The 17,377-nt window shown below is 65.5% G+C and carries 19 protein-coding genes; 9 read left to right on the top strand and 10 right to left on the bottom strand.

Going from position 1 to position 17,377, the window contains the following annotated elements:
• Window positions 1-13 precede the first annotated feature (13 nt).
• On the bottom strand, window positions 14-2,590 hold the full coding sequence (locus CKW06_RS10840) for a TonB-dependent receptor plug domain-containing protein (RefSeq protein ID WP_038645913.1): 2,577 nt from the start codon (window positions 2,588-2,590) through the stop codon (window positions 14-16).
• 483 nt (window positions 2,591-3,073) lie between these two features.
• Between CKW06_RS10840 and ftrA the strand changes: the two genes are divergently transcribed.
• The 3 genes from ftrA (at window position 3,074) to CKW06_RS10825 (ending at window position 5,179) form a co-directional block, all read left to right on the top strand.
• Entirely contained in the window at window positions 3,074-4,075 is a 1,002-nt protein-coding gene (gene ftrA, locus CKW06_RS10835; RefSeq protein ID WP_005413045.1) for a transcriptional regulator FtrA, read from the top strand.
• Between the two features lie 94 nt (window positions 4,076-4,169).
• Entirely contained in the window at window positions 4,170-4,604 is a 435-nt protein-coding gene (locus CKW06_RS10830) for a BLUF domain-containing protein (protein WP_012479978.1), read from the top strand.
• A gap of 23 nt (window positions 4,605-4,627) precedes the next feature.
• The gene (locus CKW06_RS10825; protein WP_224481844.1) at window positions 4,628-5,179 is read left to right on the top strand and encodes a chemotaxis protein CheW; all 552 of its coding nucleotides are present in this window, start codon (window positions 4,628-4,630) and stop codon (window positions 5,177-5,179) included.
• Between the two features lie 11 nt (window positions 5,180-5,190).
• Here CKW06_RS10825 and CKW06_RS10820 read toward each other — a convergent pair whose 3' ends face one another.
• The 4 genes from CKW06_RS10820 to CKW06_RS10805 all read right to left on the bottom strand — a co-directional run bounded on the left by CKW06_RS10820 (window position 5,191) and on the right by CKW06_RS10805 (window position 8,893).
• On the bottom strand, window positions 5,191-5,691 hold the full coding sequence (locus tag CKW06_RS10820; RefSeq protein ID WP_005413048.1) for a hypothetical protein: 501 nt from the start codon (window positions 5,689-5,691) through the stop codon (window positions 5,191-5,193).
• Window positions 5,692-5,783: 92 nt separating this feature from the next.
• Complete coding sequence (locus CKW06_RS10815) at window positions 5,784-6,371, bottom strand: TetR/AcrR family transcriptional regulator (RefSeq protein WP_024958136.1); 588 nt, start codon at window positions 6,369-6,371, stop codon at window positions 5,784-5,786.
• Between the two features lie 86 nt (window positions 6,372-6,457).
• Complete coding sequence (locus CKW06_RS10810) at window positions 6,458-8,227, bottom strand: oleate hydratase (RefSeq protein ID WP_024958135.1); 1,770 nt, start codon at window positions 8,225-8,227, stop codon at window positions 6,458-6,460.
• 141 nt (window positions 8,228-8,368) lie between these two features.
• A complete protein-coding gene (locus tag CKW06_RS10805; protein ID WP_024958134.1) occupies window positions 8,369-8,893 on the bottom strand; it encodes a GNAT family N-acetyltransferase in 525 nt (174 codons plus the stop codon).
• A 165-nt stretch (window positions 8,894-9,058) separates the two neighbouring features.
• On the opposite strand from CKW06_RS10805, the gene CKW06_RS10800 reads away from it, so the two are divergent.
• Genes CKW06_RS10800 through CKW06_RS10790 form a run of 3 tightly spaced genes read left to right on the top strand, consistent with a single transcriptional unit; the run spans window position 9,059 to window position 10,301 of the window.
• The gene (locus CKW06_RS10800; protein WP_024958133.1) at window positions 9,059-9,514 is read left to right on the top strand and encodes an SRPBCC family protein; all 456 of its coding nucleotides are present in this window, start codon (window positions 9,059-9,061) and stop codon (window positions 9,512-9,514) included.
• Between the two features lie 11 nt (window positions 9,515-9,525).
• Complete coding sequence (locus CKW06_RS10795; RefSeq protein WP_005416268.1) at window positions 9,526-9,840, top strand: ArsR/SmtB family transcription factor; 315 nt, start codon at window positions 9,526-9,528, stop codon at window positions 9,838-9,840.
• Between the two features lie 2 nt (window positions 9,841-9,842).
• Window positions 9,843-10,301, top strand: a complete 459-nt coding sequence (locus tag CKW06_RS10790; RefSeq protein WP_005409329.1) for an SRPBCC family protein — start codon at window positions 9,843-9,845, stop codon at window positions 10,299-10,301.
• A gap of 54 nt (window positions 10,302-10,355) precedes the next feature.
• Here the strand turns inward: CKW06_RS10790 and CKW06_RS10785 are convergent, their stop codons facing one another.
• A complete protein-coding gene (locus tag CKW06_RS10785; RefSeq protein WP_231910933.1) occupies window positions 10,356-11,615 on the bottom strand; it encodes an alpha/beta hydrolase family protein in 1,260 nt (419 codons plus the stop codon).
• Window positions 11,616-11,787: 172 nt separating this feature from the next.
• Here CKW06_RS10785 and CKW06_RS10780 point away from each other — a divergent pair, with 172 nt between their 5' ends.
• Window positions 11,788-12,165 (top strand): DUF4180 domain-containing protein, encoded by a 378-nt coding sequence (locus CKW06_RS10780; protein ID WP_024958131.1) that lies wholly within the window; start codon window positions 11,788-11,790, stop codon window positions 12,163-12,165.
• Between the two features lie 97 nt (window positions 12,166-12,262).
• Window positions 12,263-13,027, top strand: a complete 765-nt coding sequence (locus CKW06_RS10775) for a COG4705 family protein (protein ID WP_024958130.1) — start codon at window positions 12,263-12,265, stop codon at window positions 13,025-13,027.
• On the opposite strand, the gene CKW06_RS10770 is transcribed toward CKW06_RS10775, so the two are convergent.
• Together CKW06_RS10770 and CKW06_RS10765 are read right to left on the bottom strand one after the other, a co-directional pair.
• The gene (locus CKW06_RS10770; protein WP_024958129.1) at window positions 13,024-13,806 is read right to left on the bottom strand and encodes a 3-hydroxybutyrate dehydrogenase; all 783 of its coding nucleotides are present in this window, start codon (window positions 13,804-13,806) and stop codon (window positions 13,024-13,026) included. The genes CKW06_RS10775 and CKW06_RS10770 overlap by 4 nt on opposite strands.
• Window positions 13,807-13,866: 60 nt before the next feature.
• On the bottom strand, window positions 13,867-14,346 hold the full coding sequence (locus CKW06_RS10765) for a tetratricopeptide repeat protein (RefSeq protein ID WP_158079765.1): 480 nt from the start codon (window positions 14,344-14,346) through the stop codon (window positions 13,867-13,869).
• Between the two features lie 166 nt (window positions 14,347-14,512).
• On the opposite strand from CKW06_RS10765, the gene CKW06_RS10760 reads away from it, so the two are divergent.
• The gene (locus CKW06_RS10760; protein WP_024958127.1) at window positions 14,513-15,931 is read left to right on the top strand and encodes a hypothetical protein; all 1,419 of its coding nucleotides are present in this window, start codon (window positions 14,513-14,515) and stop codon (window positions 15,929-15,931) included.
• A 71-nt stretch (window positions 15,932-16,002) separates the two neighbouring features.
• On the opposite strand, the gene CKW06_RS10755 is transcribed toward CKW06_RS10760, so the two are convergent.
• Both CKW06_RS10755 and CKW06_RS10750 read right to left on the bottom strand, forming a co-directional pair.
• A complete protein-coding gene (locus CKW06_RS10755; RefSeq protein ID WP_231910930.1) occupies window positions 16,003-16,482 on the bottom strand; it encodes a hypothetical protein in 480 nt (159 codons plus the stop codon).
• An 85-nt stretch (window positions 16,483-16,567) separates the two neighbouring features.
• Entirely contained in the window at window positions 16,568-17,299 is a 732-nt protein-coding gene (locus CKW06_RS10750) for a hypothetical protein (protein ID WP_024958126.1), read from the bottom strand.
• Window positions 17,300-17,377 lie beyond the last annotated feature (78 nt).

The raw sequence follows: 17,377 nt of genomic DNA, 5'->3' as shown, positions 1-17,377 counted from the left end.
TTTGGCGTGAACCTCAGAACCGGTAACTGACCCGCCCGTACCAGTACGCGCCGACGTTGCTCAACACGTCGCCGTTGTCCCAGGTCGTCTCGATGCTCGCCACATCGGTGGCACTGCGCGCGTACTCCGGCACCTTGCGCGTGCGCTTGTCGAACACGTTGTTGATGCCCAGCGCCGCACTCCAGCCTGCGCCCAGTTCCACGCCACCGGAGAGATTGGTCACCAGCACCGGCGGCTGCTTGTACTCCACGCCGTTGTTCAAGCGCTTGATCGGGCCGTAGTAGGTGAAGTCGACGTTCGAGCGCCAGCGCCCGTTCTGCCAGCCCAACCCCGCCACCTGCGTGTAGCTGGGCGTGCGGAAGCGCAGCGCGTACTCGCTGCTCTTGGTCAGCAGGTTGATGTTCGGCAGCCCCTGCAGCGCCGCCGGAATGTCGCTGACCTTCTGGATGGTGGTGCGCCCCACGTTGGCCGCGTAGCTCCAGCGCAGCTTGCCCCAGGCCGTTTCCTGGTTCGCTTCCACGGTCAGCTCGACACCGCGCGTGCGGGTGTTGCCCACGTTGGTGAAGTAGCTGGCGTAGAACGCATCACCCGGCAGGATGCTGATGCCGGCCGAACCCAACAGCGCATCGATGGTGTTCTTCTGCGCCGCAGTCAGCACCGTGCCGCTGTTGTCGGTGACGCGTGCAGGATCCTGCGCGTTGTAGCCGATCTGGCTGGACTGGCCGAGCTGGCCGCGGATGTCGATCTGGTAGGCATCCACGGCCAGGTGGAACGCCGGGCTCGGGTCCCAGGTCACGCCCAGGCTGTAGTTGGTGGCTTTCTCGGGCTTCAGCGGCGTAGCACCCAGCGCAACCGCTGCCGGCGAAGACACCTGCGCCACCAGCGTGGTACCGCACGGGCAGCTGCCAGTGGCCTGGTAGAACTGCGCGCCCAGGCTGGGCGCGTGGAAACCGTTGCTGACCGTGGCACGCACGCCCAGCGCATCGGTGAAGTCGAAGCGCGTGGTCAGGCGGCCGGTGGAGACACTGCCGAAGTCGGAATGGTCTTCCCAGCGCGCCGCCGCATCCAGATACCAGCGCGAGGTGATGTTGCTGGCCGCGCCCACATAGACCGCCTTGCTGTTGCGCGTCGCCTTCACCGCATCGGCGGTGGAGTAGCCCACGAACGCCGCGGCACCAAAGCCGGTGTACGACTCCCACTGCCCTGCCCCACGCTCGTATTGTTCGTGCTGGTACTCGGCGCCCGCGCTCACCTCCAGCGGCGACGCAAACGCCGCCACCTCGAAGCCACGGCGCAGGTCCAGGTTGGCGATGCCCTGCTGGTAGTCCAGCTTGCCGTCATAGAAGTCAGTGGGCGATCCGGGGTACGGCAACGAGTAGTTCACCGAGTTGCGGGTATAGGTGCGCACCGTGCTGCGGTTGCCGGTAAGGCTTGCGTCGTAGTCCCAGCCTGCGATCTGGCCTTTCACGCCCGCGGTGCCGGTGTACTGCTTCTCCTTGGTTTCCAGCACGGGCAGGAAGCCATCGGGAAACACGCTCAGCACCCCGGGCGCCTTGTAGGTGGTGAAGATGGTCGCCGGCAGGCGGAAGTTCTGGATTGCCTGCGCGGTGCGATCGCTGGCCGTGGCGTTGGCGTAGAACTGCGCGCTCTCGCCCAGGCCACGGCCCACGTTCACCGCGAACGCCTTCAGCGCATACGACGGGGAGCTGAGGATGGTGTTGGCCTCGGCATTGCGGCTGGCTTCGGCCGGGTTCGGCGATGCGCCGGCCGGCAACCGGTTGTTCGGGCGCAGTGCGACCAGATTGCCGCTACCATCCACCGCCGGGTAGCTCAGATAGCCATCGATGTAGCGGCGGGTGCGGATCGCATGATGCTGGCGGGTGGTCTCGCCGGAGAGGTTGACGAAGCCATCGGCACCCCACGGCAGGCCCACGTTGGCACGCACGCTGGTGCGCGAGCCATCCCCATCGATGCTCTGCCCGCTCTCCACCGACACATCGCCACCGTGGGCCTGCGACTTCAGGATCACGTTGACCACACCGGTAATCGCATCGGAGCCATAGATGGCCGACGCACCATCACGCAGCACTTCCACGTGGTCGATGGCCGACACCGGAATCAACGCCAGGTCCGCCCACGCATGGCCTGGGAAGCCGCCCCCATTGGCACCGCTTACATAGGCACTGGCATTGCGGCGCTTGCCGTTCACCAGCACCAGCGTGTAGCCCGGTGACAGGTTGCGCAGCTGGTAGCCACGGATCAGGCTCTCCTGGTCGCTCTGGTAGCCGCCGATCTGGCTCAGCGACGGCAGGCTGCGCTGCAGCGCTTCCAGCAGGTTGCCCTGCCCGGTCGCGGCAAGGTCTTCGGCGGAGATCACATCGATAGGCGTGGAGCTGTTCTTCACCGTGCGCGTGCTGGTGCGCGAGCCGGTCACCACCACCGCATCCAGCGTGGACGCGGCCACGTTGGCCGTCGCAGCGGCGGCAGCAGGATCCGCATCGGCTTCAGCCGCATGGCTGGGTGAAGCGGCAAGGACGGCTGTGATCAGAACAGCGAGAGTGCTCAGGACAGGGGTGTGGGCGGCAGGCATGGGGGCTCGTGGGGGTGGGCCGGAAACACGCTTCCATTCAAGGGCCTGTTCACCCACGGCAACAGGCGGGATCGCGTCACCCAGCCGTAACATCCGGCCACCCACATGACTGCTGGTAATGACGTTAGGCAGCCCTGCGCACCACGCCCATGGGATGGCGATGGGCAATCGACGCTGGATGATGTGCGGCGGGCGGCGGGCGGTGGGTGATGGGTGATGGGTGATGGGTGATGGGCGGCGGGCGGCGGGCGGCGGGCGGCGGGCGGCGGGCGGCAACCTACGGGGGTAGAGTCGACTGTCAGTCGACTATCGCGCGCAGCGCGGGCTTCCAGGCGGTATCGCCAACAGCAGTCGACTAACAGTCGACTCTACCCCGTCGGGTGCCCCAGGCCAGACGAATGCCCCCGTGCACATGCTCCACAGGCATCACCTCATGCCCTCGCACCACGCAGCGCACCGCATCTGCATCCGTAGCATCAAGCCATGCCCAGCCCACCCGCCGATCCCAGCGCACCGCTCGTCGCCATCGTTGCCTGCCACGGCCAGGGCCTGTTCGAGTTCGGCTGTGCGGTTGGCCTGTTCGCGCCGGTGCGGCCGGAACTCGGCGTGGCCTGGTATCGCACCCAGCTGTGCGCGGGTGAACCTGGTGCGCTGCGCATGCTTGGCGGAACGCAGGTGCAGCTTCCCTATGACCTCAGCACAGTCGACGACGCCGACATCATCGTCATTCCCGGTTGGCGCGAGCCCAGCGAGCGCCCGCCTCAGGCGCTGCTTGATGCACTCATCCGTGCCCACGGCCGTGGCGCGCGCATCGCTTCGATCTGCTCCGGTGCCTTCGTGCTGGCCTGGGCCGGGCTGCTCGATGGCCGCCAGGCCACCACCCACTGGCGCCTCACCGACGCGCTCGCACGCGAGTTCCCGCGCATCGATGTGCGCGAAGATGCACTGTATGTGGATACCGGCAGCATCATCACCTCGGCCGGCTCGGCGACCGGCATGGACATGATGCTGCACATGGTGCGCAAGGATTACGGCGCGCGCGTGGCCAACCTGGTGGCCGAGCGACTGGTACTGGCGCCATGGCGTGATGCCGAACGCAGCCAGCGCGTCAGCCGCGCCATTCCCCATGGCGAGCCCACGCGCCTGGCAAAGCTGATGGAATGGATGCGCCGCAACCTGCGCGAGCCACACTCACTGGGCAGCCTCGCCGAGCAGGCCGCACTCAGCCAGCGCACCCTGCAGCGGCAGTTCCTGGAGGCCACCGGCCTGTCGCCCATCGATTGGCTGATCCGCGAGCGCGTGGCCTACGCCCGCGAGCTGCTGGAAACCACCGACCGGCCGCTGCAGTGGATCGCAGAACAGGCTGGCTTTGGTTCGCAGGAATCGTTCCGTCGTCACTTCCGTGGCCAGGTCGATGCGAGCCCTACCGAGTACCGCAACCAGCACCGCAGCGGTCTCGGTGCCGACCGCCTGGTGGGCTGTTGACCCAGTGCGCGGTGCCAGGCGTGGCGTGAGCAAAGCCTCACGACGGTGCGAGCTTGCGTGCGTATAGTGACGTGCGTCACACGAAGCCCCTTCCATGCTCCACGCATTTGCTTACTCCAGCCACATGTCGGCTGGGCTTTCCGATGAAACCCTCCGCCAGATCGTCTCCGGCTCTGCCGCGTTCAATCGCCGGGTGGACGTTACCGGAGCGCTGCTCGTCGACGGGCAGCGGTTTTTCCAGTACATCGAAGGCCCGCCCGACGGCCTGGAGGCGGTCAGGCGCCGCATCCAGGACAGTCGTTCGCACGCCGCCGTCACCCCGGTACTGGACATGGCAATCGGCGCACGCGCCGTACCCTACTGGGCGATGACCCGCATCGAGACCGGGCAGATCGTCGTGTCCGGGCTGGTCAATGCGCGATGGGACGAATTTGGCCATTCCGTTCCAGGCATGGATCAGCTCGTTGGCCTGCTGCGTCCGCATTTCCCACGCATCGGCACCGTCGAGCCGCCACGCGCCCCCGCCTGATACAGACTGAACCGACGCCTTGCGTGCGCCTGCCGACGCGGCCGTGCGCTACGTTCGGGCGTCATCATCAGGATCCTCCTTCCCGCTGTCTTCGCCACGCCCATCGCATGCCAGTACCCGCCCCACCTGCAATGGAAAAACGCGCATCGCCCGCCGACCTGTTCGAGATCGTGATCGTGCGTGCAGGCACCGCCCTGTTCGCGATCGACATCCAGGCTGCCGTCGAAATTCGCGGCCTGGAGGCATTCGGCCCTGCAGACCGCAACGGCAGGCCGACCCTGGAAGTCCGTGGGCAGCCATTACCCGTGGTCGATCTGCGCCGCATGAGCGGCCAAGCGGCATTCGACGGTGGCAGCCCGGCCATGCTGTTGATCAATGCCGGTACCGCAACGCTGGCGCTGGCCGTGGATGAGGTGCTGGAGATTGAGACACCGGACGCGAGCGCACGCGTCCCCGAGCGTGCCGCAGGCCGATCGTTCGGCTTCTGCAGCCGGCACATTCAACTTGACCCGGCGCGCTCGGCTGCACTGATCGAACCGGTGGCACTGCTGGGCGCACTTGCCGCGCCGGAGTGACCGGCGGCGTCTCAGGATCGTCCTGCCAAGGCACGGTTTCGCAGCCTCCAGCACTGCGCGGCCACGCCGATCACGAACACCACCAGGCAAACCAGCAGCGTGTGCAGCACCACCGGGGCCATCGGCGCGGCAGCAATCGGATGCGCTGCCGGCACGCGGGTCAGCGTTTCGTTGACGCCGGGCACCAACGACAGCAGGAAGCTGAAAGACAGCGCAAACGTCGATGCATAAGGTGCTGCGCGCCCCAGCCAGCGCAGCCGCGCGGCCAGCACGCCGCCGAATGCCACCAGCAGCACGATCACCCCGAATGCGTGGCCGGGGTTGATCCCGCCCGTGCTGGACACGGTGAACGAGGTGGCCACCGACAGCACCAGCCCCACCAGGTACAGCTTGCCCGCGCGCGTGGCGGGATCGATTGCGCGATGGCGAATGAAGGCATACAGGCCACTCAACACCGGGATCAGGCTGACAGCGGTATGGATCACGCCAAGCGTGGACAGAGGGTGGGACATGGGACATCTCCAGGGATAGAATGAACCTACTAGTAGGTAGGCATTGGACTCAAAAAGAAGGCCCGCGTCGCCGCAGGCCCACCACACATCTCTCAGAGCGCCGCACTCACCCGCGCGATCGCCAACCGTGCCAGTGCCGCGAAGGTCGCCGCGTCACCAAAACCGCGCGCGGCCAGCATCGCGCCGTGCACCGAGGACATGAACGCCCTGGCCTCGTCCGCAGGGGAACCCTGCAGGCGCAACTGGCCCAGCGCCGCGCCCTTCTCCAGCGTCACCGTCAGCCACCCGCTCAGATCCTCGAAATGCCCGCGCACTTCATCGGCAATCTCCGCAGGGATCATCGGCGCCTCCGCTGCCAGCATCGCGCAGATGCAGAACGACGACGTCCCCCCTGCAATGCAGCTGGACCAGTACTCCACATAGGCGTTGAGCTCCTGCAGCGGGTCGTCCAGCTGCCGGTCCAGCAGCGCCAGGCCTTCGCGCGCCTCGGCCCGGTACAGTTCAACCACCGTGCGCACCAGGTCCGCCTTGCTGGGGAAGTGGTGATGGATGCTGGCCTTGCTGATGTTCACCCGCGCGGACACGTCGGCGTAGCTGAAACCGTTGTAGCCACCGGCCTCCAGCAGCGAACGGGCATGGGTCAGGATCTCCTGGGCCTTGGGCGAGAGCGACTCTTTCATGTCACCAACCTACTAGTAGGTTGAAACGCTGTCAACTACCCGCTGCCGGGCTCGCCGGGCATGGCCCGGCGCTACCCACGCCCCGCTCAGTCCTCCTGCACCAGCTTGAACTCGCGCAGCAGACCACCGATCTGGGTCTTGTCCAGCTTGTTCATCAGCAGGTTGCGCAGGAACGCTGGCCCGGGAATGTCCAGTTCCTTGCCATCACGCAGGCGCCCGGTCGCGGCCAGCAGCGAGCGCACGTCATACGTGGAATTGAACACCTCCGGCACGCCACGCTCGATCCCCAGCAAGGTGTACACCGCCTCCATCGGCGTGCGCACCGAGTACTCGGTGGTGAAGATGCAGTCGCGCTGCTTCGATTCGGCGAACTGGCCGATGAAAGCGAAGTTCACCGCACCTTCCGGCACCACGTCCGGGCGGTCACCTGCCTGGCGTGGCATGAAGAACGCCGTGATGTACGGCATCATCACCGGCACTGTCTTCGCGCCGGTCGCGGCCAGCTCATCGATCTCTTCCACCGGCACGCCCAGGTGATACAGCCATTCGCGCGTGATCTCCTCGCCGGTGCAGTCCTGCATCGGCTTCTTCACGTAGTCGCCGGGCGTATCCACGAACAACGAATACACCCAGACCACGATCTGGTCCTTGGGCTGGTTCTTGAAATGTGGCTGGCGATTCACCGTCCAGCTCATCAGCCAGCGCGAGTCGCGCACGCTGACGATGCCGCCGGTCACCACTTTGCCGCTGAAGGGATCGCGCTTGGCGATCTTCTGGATGTAGGCCGGAATGCGCGCATCCAGCGTGGTCACCGTTGCCGATTCCCACTTGGTTTCTGGAATGTGCGCGCCGAACACATCCGGACGCCCGAACGCGTCATCCTTCGCGGCAATGCGGCGCCACAGGTCCCAGGCAGGCGCCGGGCCTTCGTTCAGGCGTGCCGCAGTGTGGTGGTCGCCATTATCCGAGTTCTCGGTCAGCGAACCGATGGTCATGAACAGCAGATCATCCGCGCCGAGTTCCACGCCACCGGCTACACCGTCATGCATCCAATGGATGCGCGTGGCCTGCTTGCGGTCCGGCTGCAGATCAAAGTCGACGTCGGTCACCTCGGTACCGTACTGGAACACCACGCCCTGGTCCTGCAACCACTTCACCAGCGGCAGCACCAGCGATTCGTACTGGTTGTACTTCGTGAACTTCAGCGCCGAGAAATCCGGCAGGCCGCCGATATGGTGGATGAAGCGATGCAGGTACAGCTTCATCTCCAGCGCCGAATGCCACTCTTCGAACGCGAACATGGTTCGCCAGTACAGCCAGAAGTTGCTGTCCAGGAAATCACGGCCCAGTACTTCGTTGATGCGCTTGTTCTCCATCTCCTGACGGGTGGCCAGGAACAGCGCGACGATGTCCCTCTGTGCCTGCTCGGTCAGCGTGAACAGGCCATCGGTGTGTGCATCCTCGCCGCGATTGATGGTGGCGCGCTGCAGCGAATAGTTCGGGTCGTCCTTGTTCAACCAGTAGAACTCGTCCAGCACGCTGGCATCTTCGATCTCCAGCGACGGTATCGAGCGGAACAGGTCCCACAGGCACTCGAAATGATCTTCCATCTCGCGGCCACCACGGATCACGAAACCCTTTTCCGGCACTTTCAGGCCGTCCAGCGCGCCGCCCGGAATCTGCTGCTGCTCAAGGATGGTGATGCACTCACCGGCCATGTGGCCGTCGCGCACCAGGAACGCGGCACCGGCCAACGAGGCCAGGCCCGAACCGACGAACCATGCACGCTTGCCATCCACACCGGCGGGCTTGCGCGGGCGCGCGAAGGCTTCGTAATTGCCACTGCTGTAGTACATGCGCTGCTCCTTCCCGGAGGGGATCATCAGGAACCCGCAGTGGAATGACACAGCCATTCCATGCAGGTCATGGCCCTACTCTAGCACCGAACCGATGTACCGTTTCCTGCACGCACGCTGCGACCGAATGACGCAGCCACTTCAGAGCTGGCGGCCCAGCAGCATGCCTGGCCAGCCGTCCATGTTGAACGGCGCAATTCGCGTGTAGCCGCAGGACTCGTAGAAGCGCACCAGATCACCGCTGCCTCCGCCATAGCAGTCCACGCGCAGATGGTCGAGGCCGGCAGCGCGCGCCTGCTCATCGGCAAACGCCATCAGGCGACGGCCAATGCCGCGCACGCGCGCATCACGCGAGGCCACCAATACCCGCACGTACAGCTCCGGCCCATCGGGCGCCGGCACATAGGGCATCGACTCGCCCAGCGCCAGGAACGCACGCACCTCACCCTGCTCGTTCTGAGCCACCCATGCGCCAGGCAGCGCGCACGCATCGGTCACCTGGGTGATCCGGCGTGGCACCGTGGACCATGGCTCGCTGCCCCATTGCTGCAGATTGCCGATCGACACGAACCATTCGATCACCTCGTCGAACAGCGCCAGCACCGCAGGGGCATCTGCCGCACTGGCGCGGCGGATGGTCAAGGTGTCCTTTCCTGTTTCAGTCATGCACGTACTCCTGTCAACGCGTCAATCAGCTGTCACGAGGATGCCGGCCAGCGGCCAGCACTACCAGGGTCGGAAGTCCCTGGGCCGGATTTGACATGCAGGCATTTACCTGCATATAGTCCATCCCAAGGGCGGCGCCTGCCGGCCCATCGCGAGGAACCTGCAATGGTGGATATCGCACACAGGGTCGGCATCAAGGCCCCCGCAAGCCAGGTGTACCAGGCCCTGGCCACGCCCGAAGGCGTCGCCGCCTGGTGGGCCGAAGACACCCGGGGCGACCGTGAGGTCGGCGGCACGGTCAAGGCGCGTTTCACCAACAACGGCCAGGAGATCGGCGCGATGGAAATGAAGCTGGAACAGCTCATTCCAGGCGAGCTCGTGCTCTGGCGGTTCATCGCCGGTCCCGCCGAATGGATCGGCACCCACGCGCGCTTCGTGCTGAAGCAGGAAGGCGATTACTGCATCGTCCTGTTCACCCATGAAGGCTGGAAGGAGCGCGTCGAGTTCACCTCCCACTGCAGCACAAAGTGGGCGGTGTTCCTGATGAGCCTGAAGGCACTGCTGGAGACCGGCAAGGGCCAGCCCAACCCACACGACGTCAGGATCGACAACTGGAACTGAAGACACCCCGCATGAATGCAGACAAGGTGTTCAAGGCCTTGGCCGACCCCACGCGCAGGACGCTGCTCGACCTGCTCTGCGAGGACAACGGCCAGACCCTGGGCCAGCTGTGCGAGCACCTGGACATGGCCCGGCAATCGGTCACTCAGCACCTTGGCCTTCTGGAAGACGCCAACCTGATCAGCACTGTGCGCCGTGGTCGCGAGAAGCTGCACTTCATCAACCCGGTGCCGCTGCATGAAGTCTACGAGCGCTGGGTACGCAAGTTCGAGCAGCAGCGCCTGAGCCTGCTGCATGACCTGAAACGCGAACTGGAAGGAGAATGACGATGTCCGCAGAGTCAACCCGCTTCATCCACGTGATCTACATCGCGTCCACGCCACAGAAGGTGTTCGAGGCCATCACCCGCCCCGAGATCGCCAGCCGCTATTGGGGCCACGAGAACGTATCGGACTGGAAGCCCGGCTCGCGCTGGCAGCACGTGCGTGCCAACGAAACGCGCTCGGTCGAGCTGGTCGGTGAAGTGGTGGAAAGCACCCCGCCCTCGCGCCTGGTCATCACCTGGGCCGCCGCCTCGCAGGCCGACAACCCGGATGCTTACAGCCGCGTCACCTTCGACATCGTGCCCTATCAGGACATGGTGCGGCTGACGGTTACCCATGAGGAGCTGGAACCGGGCAGCGGCATGGATACCGGCATCCGCCAGGGCTGGCCGATCGTGCTGTCGAGCCTGAAGTCGCTGCTGGAAACCGGCAAGGGATTGGACGTATTTGCGAAGCCGAACTGAGTCGTGCCGCAATCGGCGGCGGAGCGCCATCCGCCGCTGGCGCTCCCCATCCGGTCAATCGCTCAATCTGCGCGCACGTCCATAACTGCCGTGCACATCCTGCTTGATCCAATCGGCCAGCAGGCGAAGATAGCCGTCGGTGATCCGCGTCGACACCCGGTTGCCCTCGGCATCGGTGCGGAACTCGACCATGCCGTGGTCGGTATCCGGGAACAGGTAGGTGTCGATCGGTTGCCCCGACGCGCGCAGGCGCGACAGGATCGAACGCGTGGCGGCAATCGGCGCGGCGCGGTCCTGCTCGGCCAGCACCCACAGCAACGGCACCTTCAGGCGGCGCAGCGCGGCCTCGGCGTCGTAGTCCCAGATCAGCTCCAGGTTGTCGAATCGCGCGCGGCCGATCCGGCGCAGGTCGGCTTCACTCATGCGCAGCATGTCGCCGCTGTATTCGCCGCTGATGTTCTTTGCCCACGGTGCGGCACCGATCTGCGTACGCACCTTCGCCAGCGCCTCGAACCCTTCATTGAAATGCGTGCGCATCAACTGCGCGGTCGCGTCTGAAAGCTGGCCGACCTGCTTCATCGCCGTTGCATCCAGCTGCATGCGGCGTGCCTCGTCGAACAGCTGCTCGCGGTCCTCCTCGATGGGTGACACCACCAGGCCGAAACCGATCGCCACGAAATCCGCCTGCGAGCGCGTCGCCGCCAGCGGCGCGATCCACCCGCCCTGGCTGCCACCGAAGTAGCCGGCCCGACCGAAACGCCCCGCCGCCAGCTCACGTGCCTTGGCAAGCGCCGCCGCTGCATCGTCAGCCAGCAGCTCAAAGTTCTGGGTGTACTCGCCTTCCGAATCGCCGGTGCCACGCTTCTGGTAGGCGAACACCGAAATGCCCTGGGCCACCAGCATGCGCTGGTAGATCGCCGCCACCGCCATCGTGCGTTCCGAGCCGTGCACCAGCACCACCAGCGGCCGCGTCGGGTCGGCCGGCCCTGCCGGCTCGATCAACTGCCCAACCAGCGTGGTTCCCGCGCTGATGAACGTTGCATCGGTATCGCGGGTCGGCAGTCGCCGCCAGCGCTGCGTGGCTCCCGCAGGCGTCCTGAAGCTGACCACGTCGCCGCTGCAGCTCACCGGTGCGTTGGCATCGCCGGTGGCGCCACGTCGCCCGTCCAGCATCAGATAGCGCTGGCCCGTGGCCGGCACCGCAGCGGGTGCGCCCAGCACCGCCAGGTTGCCCTGCCCGTCACCGTAGGCACTGACCGTGCACAGCTCGGCGGCTGCAACCGGCAGGCCAGAACACACCAGCGCCGCGCTCAACAACGAACGACTCCTCCACCCTGCCATGCCCTTCCCCGGTATCGTGAACCCGCCTCGTGCGGCCGCCCGGCGCAGCCTAGCGCGTTCGCTTGCCAGATTCATGCTGCATCTGCTTACTGTTGGCCTCTCCCATGGCCATACTGGGCGGACGATACGAACTTCAGAGCGCACGATGCACACACATGTCGAACAGATCGGCAGCACCCGCGTCCTGCGCAGCGCCGATACAGGCCCGCTTCTGGATGGCAACGCCCTGCGCGACCTGGTCGGCGATGCCCTTGGGCATCAGGCCGAGTGGATCGCCGTGCCGGTGCAGCGCCTATCGGCAGACTTCTTCGAGCTGCGCTCCGGCATGGCCGGGCAATGGCTGCAGATGCTGGTGAACTACCGTCTGCACTTCGCCGTCCTGGGCGATGTCAGCGGCTACCGCGCACAGAGCGAATCGCTGGACGCGTGGATCACCGAGTGCAACCGTGGGCACAACGGCTGCTTCGTGGCCGACTGGGACGCCCTGCTGGCACGCCTGCCGGCCCCCGCCAGCAACGGCTGAACGCCGCCCCCACGCTCACCCTCACCGAACCCGGTTCCGACCGCGCTCTGACGCCCGCCGCCACAGCATCGCCCACAGGCATCCCTGGCGACGTTCGATGCGTGCTTCAGACGCAGATTCCCTGCACAGCAAAGTGGCGGCGGTCACCCTCGGCTTCTGGGTGATGAAGATCGCCGCCACCACCCTCGGCGAGACCGCCGGCGACCTGCTGTCGATGACGCTCAACCTGGGCTACGTGGCCAGCTCGGCCATCCTGCTGGCGATCTTCGCCGGCCTGCTGGGCATGCAGTTGTCGGCGCGGCGCTTCCACCCGGTGCTGTTCTGGTCGGTGGTGCTGGCCACCAGCACCGCCGGCACCACCCTGTCTGACCTGATCGACCGCACCCTGGGGCTGGGCTACGCCACCGGCGCCAGCCTGCTGGCCGGCTGCCTGGCGCTGGTGCTGCTGGCCTGGCGCATGTCGGAGAAGTCGATCTCGGTCAGCAACATCGAATCACGCCGCGCCGAAGGCTTCTACTGGACCGCCGTGCTGTTCTCCAACACCCTCGGCACCGCGCTGGGTGATTTCCTCGCCGACGATTCCGGGCTGGGCTTCACCGGCGGCGCACTGCTGATCGGCAGCCTCATCGCGCTCACCGCACTGGCCAGCCGCATCACGGGCATCAACCGGGTCATCCTGTTCTGGATCGCCTTCGTGCTCACCCGCCCGTTCGGCGCCACCTTCGGCGATCTGCTCACCAAGCCGCTGGAAAAGGGCGGCCTGGGCTTCGGCACGGTGGGCTCGTCGCTGGTGCTGTTCACCATTCTCGCCACGCTGGTGGCATTGCCCATGCTGCAGCGTAAAGCACAGCCAGCCAGCTAGCGCGCCGTCCAGCCCCCATCCACCGGCAGCGCCGTGCCGGTAATCTGCGCAGCGGCGTCCGAGGCCAGGAACACCACCATTTCTCCCAGCTGCTCAGGCGTCACGAACTGCAACGACGGCTGCTTTTCAGCCAGCAGCGCACGCGCGGCGGTCTCCTGATCCGTGCCTTCGCGCTCGGCCAACGCGGTGATCTGCTGCTCGACCAGCGCCGTCCGCACCCAGCCCGGGCAGATCGCATTGGCGGTGATTCCCGTGCCCGCATTCTCCAGCGAGGTCACCTTGGTGAACCCCACCACGCCATGCTTGGCCGCCACATAGGCCGACTTGTTCACCGAGCCCACCAACCCGTGCACCGACGCAATGTTGATGATGCGGCCGGCGCGCTGCTGCTTCATGTGCGGCAAGGCCGCCGCCGTTGCATGGAACACCGCCGAGAGATTCAGCGCCAGGATCGCATCCCACTTGTCGACCGGAAATTCCTCGATCGGCGCGGTGTGCTGGATGCCCGCGTTGTTTACCAGGATGTCGATGCGGCCCATCGTCGCGACGGCATGCTCAATCATCCGGCGCACTGCCTCGCCACGGGAAAGATCGGCGCCGTCATGCGCCACGCGCACGCCGAACTCGGTTTCCAGCTTGGAACGGATGCGTTCGATCTCCGCCGCATCGCCGAAGCCGTTCAGCACGATATCGGCACCTTGCCGCGCCAGGGCTATGGCAATGCCAAGACCGATACCGCTGGTGGAGCCGGTTACCACCGCAACTTTTCCACTGAACATGGGCGAGCTTCCATCGGGGTAGGCCGCCAGTGTAGCGCCACCGGCCGCCGCACCCACTTCCTACGCGTCCACGTTCAATGAATACGCCAGCAGGAATTCCCTGGCGTACTCATTCCCAGCCTGCGCCGAAGCGCGGATCAGGTACACCGCACGTGGCACGTCGCTGGCGACACCCTTGCCATGGAACAACGCCAGGCCAAACTCGTACATGGCCGACGGATAGCCGGCCTCCGATGCCCGCTCAAAATGCGCGGCCGCACGCATGACGTCCTGCTCGACGCGGTCACCGGTCAGCAGGCACAGCCCTATCGCATGGATTGCCGGGATATAACCCTTCTCTGCGGCCTGCTTGAGGGTCGCGAAGCTGTCCGCCTCGGCATGTGCGTCGTCCTCCCCCACAGGCATCGAAGAAGAGAGGAACAACGCTTCAGCACAGCCGCGTGCAAGCTGCGGGGCCAACAGCCGCCGCGCCTCGGCAATGTCACCACCGTCGAGCATCGCATCGAAGTCGGTCGTGAGCTGGGTTGGCATGTTCGTCATGGCGCAGGCGTCCGTCCTGTTCGCGGGCATCCGTTCGCCCCGCTGGCATTATGCCTGCACCAGGCCAGGGCATTGCACCAGCCCCACAAGGCCGGGTGACCAGAAGACTCTCCGCGTCCATCGATGTTGGCCCTATAGTCAACGCCATCCACCCAAGGATGGCCCAATGAACCCCTGCACCGCCCTGCTGCCTGCCGCCCTGACCGCACTGCTCGCCCCCGCCACCAGCGTGGCCGCGCCGACCGCGCAGGCGGCCACGCCGCTCACCACCGGCAGCGTGCGGCTGGATATTGCCAGCGGCCGCGTCGAAGGCAATGTCTGCGTGTCCAACCTCCCAGCCGAATCAAGGGGCGCGTTCGTACTCAACGCCGGCCTGAACGTCGCGCGGGTCACCGACGGTGACGGCAAGCCGGTAGGGTTCGATGGCTGGTACGACCCGGGCGTGGATGGCGAGGCGCGCGTCTACACCCTGGCCGAGCCCACCGCCACGCTCTGCGTGCAGTACGTGGGCGCGTTCCCGCTGTACCCGAAGCACGATGCCATGGGCGACTTCAAGGGCATGATGGCCTTCAACGGCGACAGCGCCCGCTTCACCGAACAGTCCGCATGGCTGCCGCAGGCATTCGACCCCAAGGCCCGCGTGCGCAGCAACGAAAGCCGCTACGACCTGCAGGTGGACTGCGCCGGCTGCCGCATTCTGTATCTCAACGGCAGCCCGGCCATCGAAGGCGCGCAGGGGCGATTCCGCAGCGACAACGCACGGCCGATCCTGCTGTTCGGCGGCGGCGGCCCGATCACCCGCACCGCGCAGGTCACGATCCTTAACGAGACCCTGCCCTCGGCCAAGGTCCAGGCACTGTCCAGCACACTGCAGAAGGTAGCCGATGTGCACAGCCGCTACATGGGCATGCCGCTGGCCGACCGCCCCACTTTCCTGCGCATGGTCACGCTCAACCAGATCGAGCGCGACCGCGAAGGCAGCGAGTGGGGCTTTGCCACCTGGCCCACCATCGCCATGAGCGGCAGCATCGGCAATGTGGCCGACTCCCTGCTGGCTGGTGGCGAACATGCTGAACGGCGCGTGCAGTACATCGCACACGAAATGGGCCATTACTACTTCGGCACGCTGAACCGTCCGCAGGGCCCCTACTTCTGGGTTCTGCTGGAGTCCAGCGCCGAGTTCCTGTCGATCAAGGCGCTGCGTGAGATCAGTGGCGATGCCGCGGCCGATCGCTATATTGCGCGACTGCAATCGGCCATCGACACGCAGGACACGCCGCTGCCGGCATTCGATGCCATCGACAGCAACTCCGATCTGGGCGAGATGTATCGCTACGTCTATGCCCCCTTGCTGTTGCTCTCGCTGGAGAAACAGGTGGGCGAAGCGAAGATGCAGGCCTTCATGCGCGGGCTGCTGGCCGCACCGTCGCCGAGGAACTGGGCCGAGCTGCAGGGCATTGCGCTGAAGGCCGGCATCGATGGCAAGGCCTGGGAGAATTGGCGAGCCAGCTGTGTGGCAGGTGGGAAGACAAGCTGTAGATCCACACCACGCGTGGATTCACCGCCTCAACGCCCACACATCTGAATCATCCAGCACCGTATCCAAGGCAACGGTGCCACCTTACCCCAACCAACTAGAGCAGCAGCTGGAAAATCTTAGAAGAACAGACCTGCCTGATCGACGGTTGCCAGTGGATTGGCCTTCCGCACCGCCTCCAGGAACAGCAGGAAGTCGCGGTTGAACAGCGTCAGGTTGTTGGTGAACGTCACGCATTTTCTGCCCGATGCCTTGCTGAAGCACACCTGCCAGACATAGCGCCCGTAGATCCTGTCGGACGTTCGTGTGACCGAGGTGATCTGCGAGAGCGGAACGGCCGTAGGCACCGGGCCCCGCCGCAGGTAGAAGGATTCTGTATCAAAGAAGTAGTGCTCCCGATCCTCTTTCCCATCCACCATCACCAGGGTCATGGACTTACCGGAAATCCGGCGAGGGGGATTCAAACGCAGCCCTGATCCCAATGCAGAACGTGCGGTCGCTGACATTCGCCGAAGAATGAACCAGAGGATCACCAACGGAAGTGCCGCGAGGACAATGAAGCCTACGGTCTTCAGAACAGTTTCCAGCGTACTTGGCACACAGATCTCCAACATGAACGTTCAGGCATTGGCGATGCCCAAGTAGATCCACGCCATGCGTGGATGCTCTGGCTTCAACGCCTTTTCACTTCCAATGATCCGGCCCCAGGAACGGCAGGCTTAGCACAAACACCGGCACCGCCACAGGGATCAGCGCCGCGCCGAGCACCTTGCCCGCCGCCGAACCCGCACCCGGCTTGTCCTCCCTCTCCGGCAGGATCCGCTGCGCCCGCGCATTGAGCGGCTGTGCAAGCTTCCCTTTCTCCGCCAGCGCCGCAGCATCCGACAACTGCACTCGTTCGCCGTCGCCCTCGAACAGCGCGCTGTAATAGCTGCCGCCCTTCCTTGAAAGACTGCAGGCGCGGTCAAACGCCAGCGCGTAACGGGTCCGGTCCATCGGCAGGTAGTAGCGCGCCCGCTCCTCCACGGCCTTGGCCTCACGCGGGAGCACTTCAATCCGCTCCAGCTTGAACTGTCCGGCCAGCTCTGCCGTCACCTGCTCCGGCCGCAGCAGCAGCGCATAGCTGCCGTGCACCTTGGCCTTGTTGGCCGGGTCGCGCCTGTCCTCATGGAAGTACATCTGCGCGCAGACCACCGCCTCGCGCAGCGGGCTGTCCATCAGCGCGCGGTACTCGCGGAACGGCGCGGCATTGAAGCGCATCGGCTCGTCATAGCGCGGCAACAGGTACAGCTGGCCGTCGTCGGCCACGAACGCACTGGTTATCTCGCGGCTGGAAGCGTGCTCCTCCGGGCCACTGGCACAGCCGGACAGTAGGCCAAGGCACAGGGCGGAGAGAATGAAAAAAGACGTTCGCATGTCGTGTTCGAGGGCTTCCCTGGGAAAACGGCCCCGCCCGGAAGGACGAGGCCAGCCCATCATGGTGCCACGGCACCG

It is taken from the genome of Stenotrophomonas maltophilia, assembly GCF_900186865.1.
Taxonomy (GTDB): domain Bacteria; phylum Pseudomonadota; class Gammaproteobacteria; order Xanthomonadales; family Xanthomonadaceae; genus Stenotrophomonas; species Stenotrophomonas maltophilia.
This window is presented reverse-complemented; position numbering and strand designations above follow the sequence as displayed.

What these genes read in the sequence shown, in the direction of transcription:
- CKW06_RS10840 (WP_038645913.1), bottom strand. Translation starts at nt 2,590, where the DNA reads ATGCCTGCCGCCCACACCCCTGTCCTGAGCACTCTCGCTGTTCTGATC.
- ftrA (WP_005413045.1), top strand. Translation starts at nt 3,074, where the DNA reads ATGCCCAGCCCACCCGCCGATCCCAGCGCACCGCTCGTCGCCATCGTT.
- CKW06_RS10830 (WP_012479978.1), top strand. Translation starts at nt 4,170, where the DNA reads ATGCTCCACGCATTTGCTTACTCCAGCCACATGTCGGCTGGGCTTTCC.
- CKW06_RS10820 (WP_005413048.1), bottom strand. Translation starts at nt 5,691, where the DNA reads ATGTCCCACCCTCTGTCCACGCTTGGCGTGATCCATACCGCTGTCAGC.
- CKW06_RS10815 (WP_024958136.1), bottom strand. Translation starts at nt 6,371, where the DNA reads ATGAAAGAGTCGCTCTCGCCCAAGGCCCAGGAGATCCTGACCCATGCC.
- CKW06_RS10810 (WP_024958135.1), bottom strand. Translation starts at nt 8,227, where the DNA reads ATGTACTACAGCAGTGGCAATTACGAAGCCTTCGCGCGCCCGCGCAAG.
- CKW06_RS10805 (WP_024958134.1), bottom strand. Translation starts at nt 8,893, where the DNA reads ATGACTGAAACAGGAAAGGACACCTTGACCATCCGCCGCGCCAGTGCG.
- CKW06_RS10800 (WP_024958133.1), top strand. Translation starts at nt 9,059, where the DNA reads ATGGTGGATATCGCACACAGGGTCGGCATCAAGGCCCCCGCAAGCCAG.
- CKW06_RS10795 (WP_005416268.1), top strand. Translation starts at nt 9,526, where the DNA reads ATGAATGCAGACAAGGTGTTCAAGGCCTTGGCCGACCCCACGCGCAGG.
- CKW06_RS10790 (WP_005409329.1), top strand. Translation starts at nt 9,843, where the DNA reads ATGTCCGCAGAGTCAACCCGCTTCATCCACGTGATCTACATCGCGTCC.
- CKW06_RS10780 (WP_024958131.1), top strand. Translation starts at nt 11,788, where the DNA reads ATGCACACACATGTCGAACAGATCGGCAGCACCCGCGTCCTGCGCAGC.
- CKW06_RS10775 (WP_024958130.1), top strand. Translation starts at nt 12,263, where the DNA reads ATGCGTGCTTCAGACGCAGATTCCCTGCACAGCAAAGTGGCGGCGGTC.
- CKW06_RS10770 (WP_024958129.1), bottom strand. Translation starts at nt 13,806, where the DNA reads ATGTTCAGTGGAAAAGTTGCGGTGGTAACCGGCTCCACCAGCGGTATC.
- CKW06_RS10765 (WP_158079765.1), bottom strand. Translation starts at nt 14,346, where the DNA reads ATGACGAACATGCCAACCCAGCTCACGACCGACTTCGATGCGATGCTC.
- CKW06_RS10760 (WP_024958127.1), top strand. Translation starts at nt 14,513, where the DNA reads ATGAACCCCTGCACCGCCCTGCTGCCTGCCGCCCTGACCGCACTGCTC.
- CKW06_RS10750 (WP_024958126.1), bottom strand. Translation starts at nt 17,299, where the DNA reads ATGCGAACGTCTTTTTTCATTCTCTCCGCCCTGTGCCTTGGCCTACTG.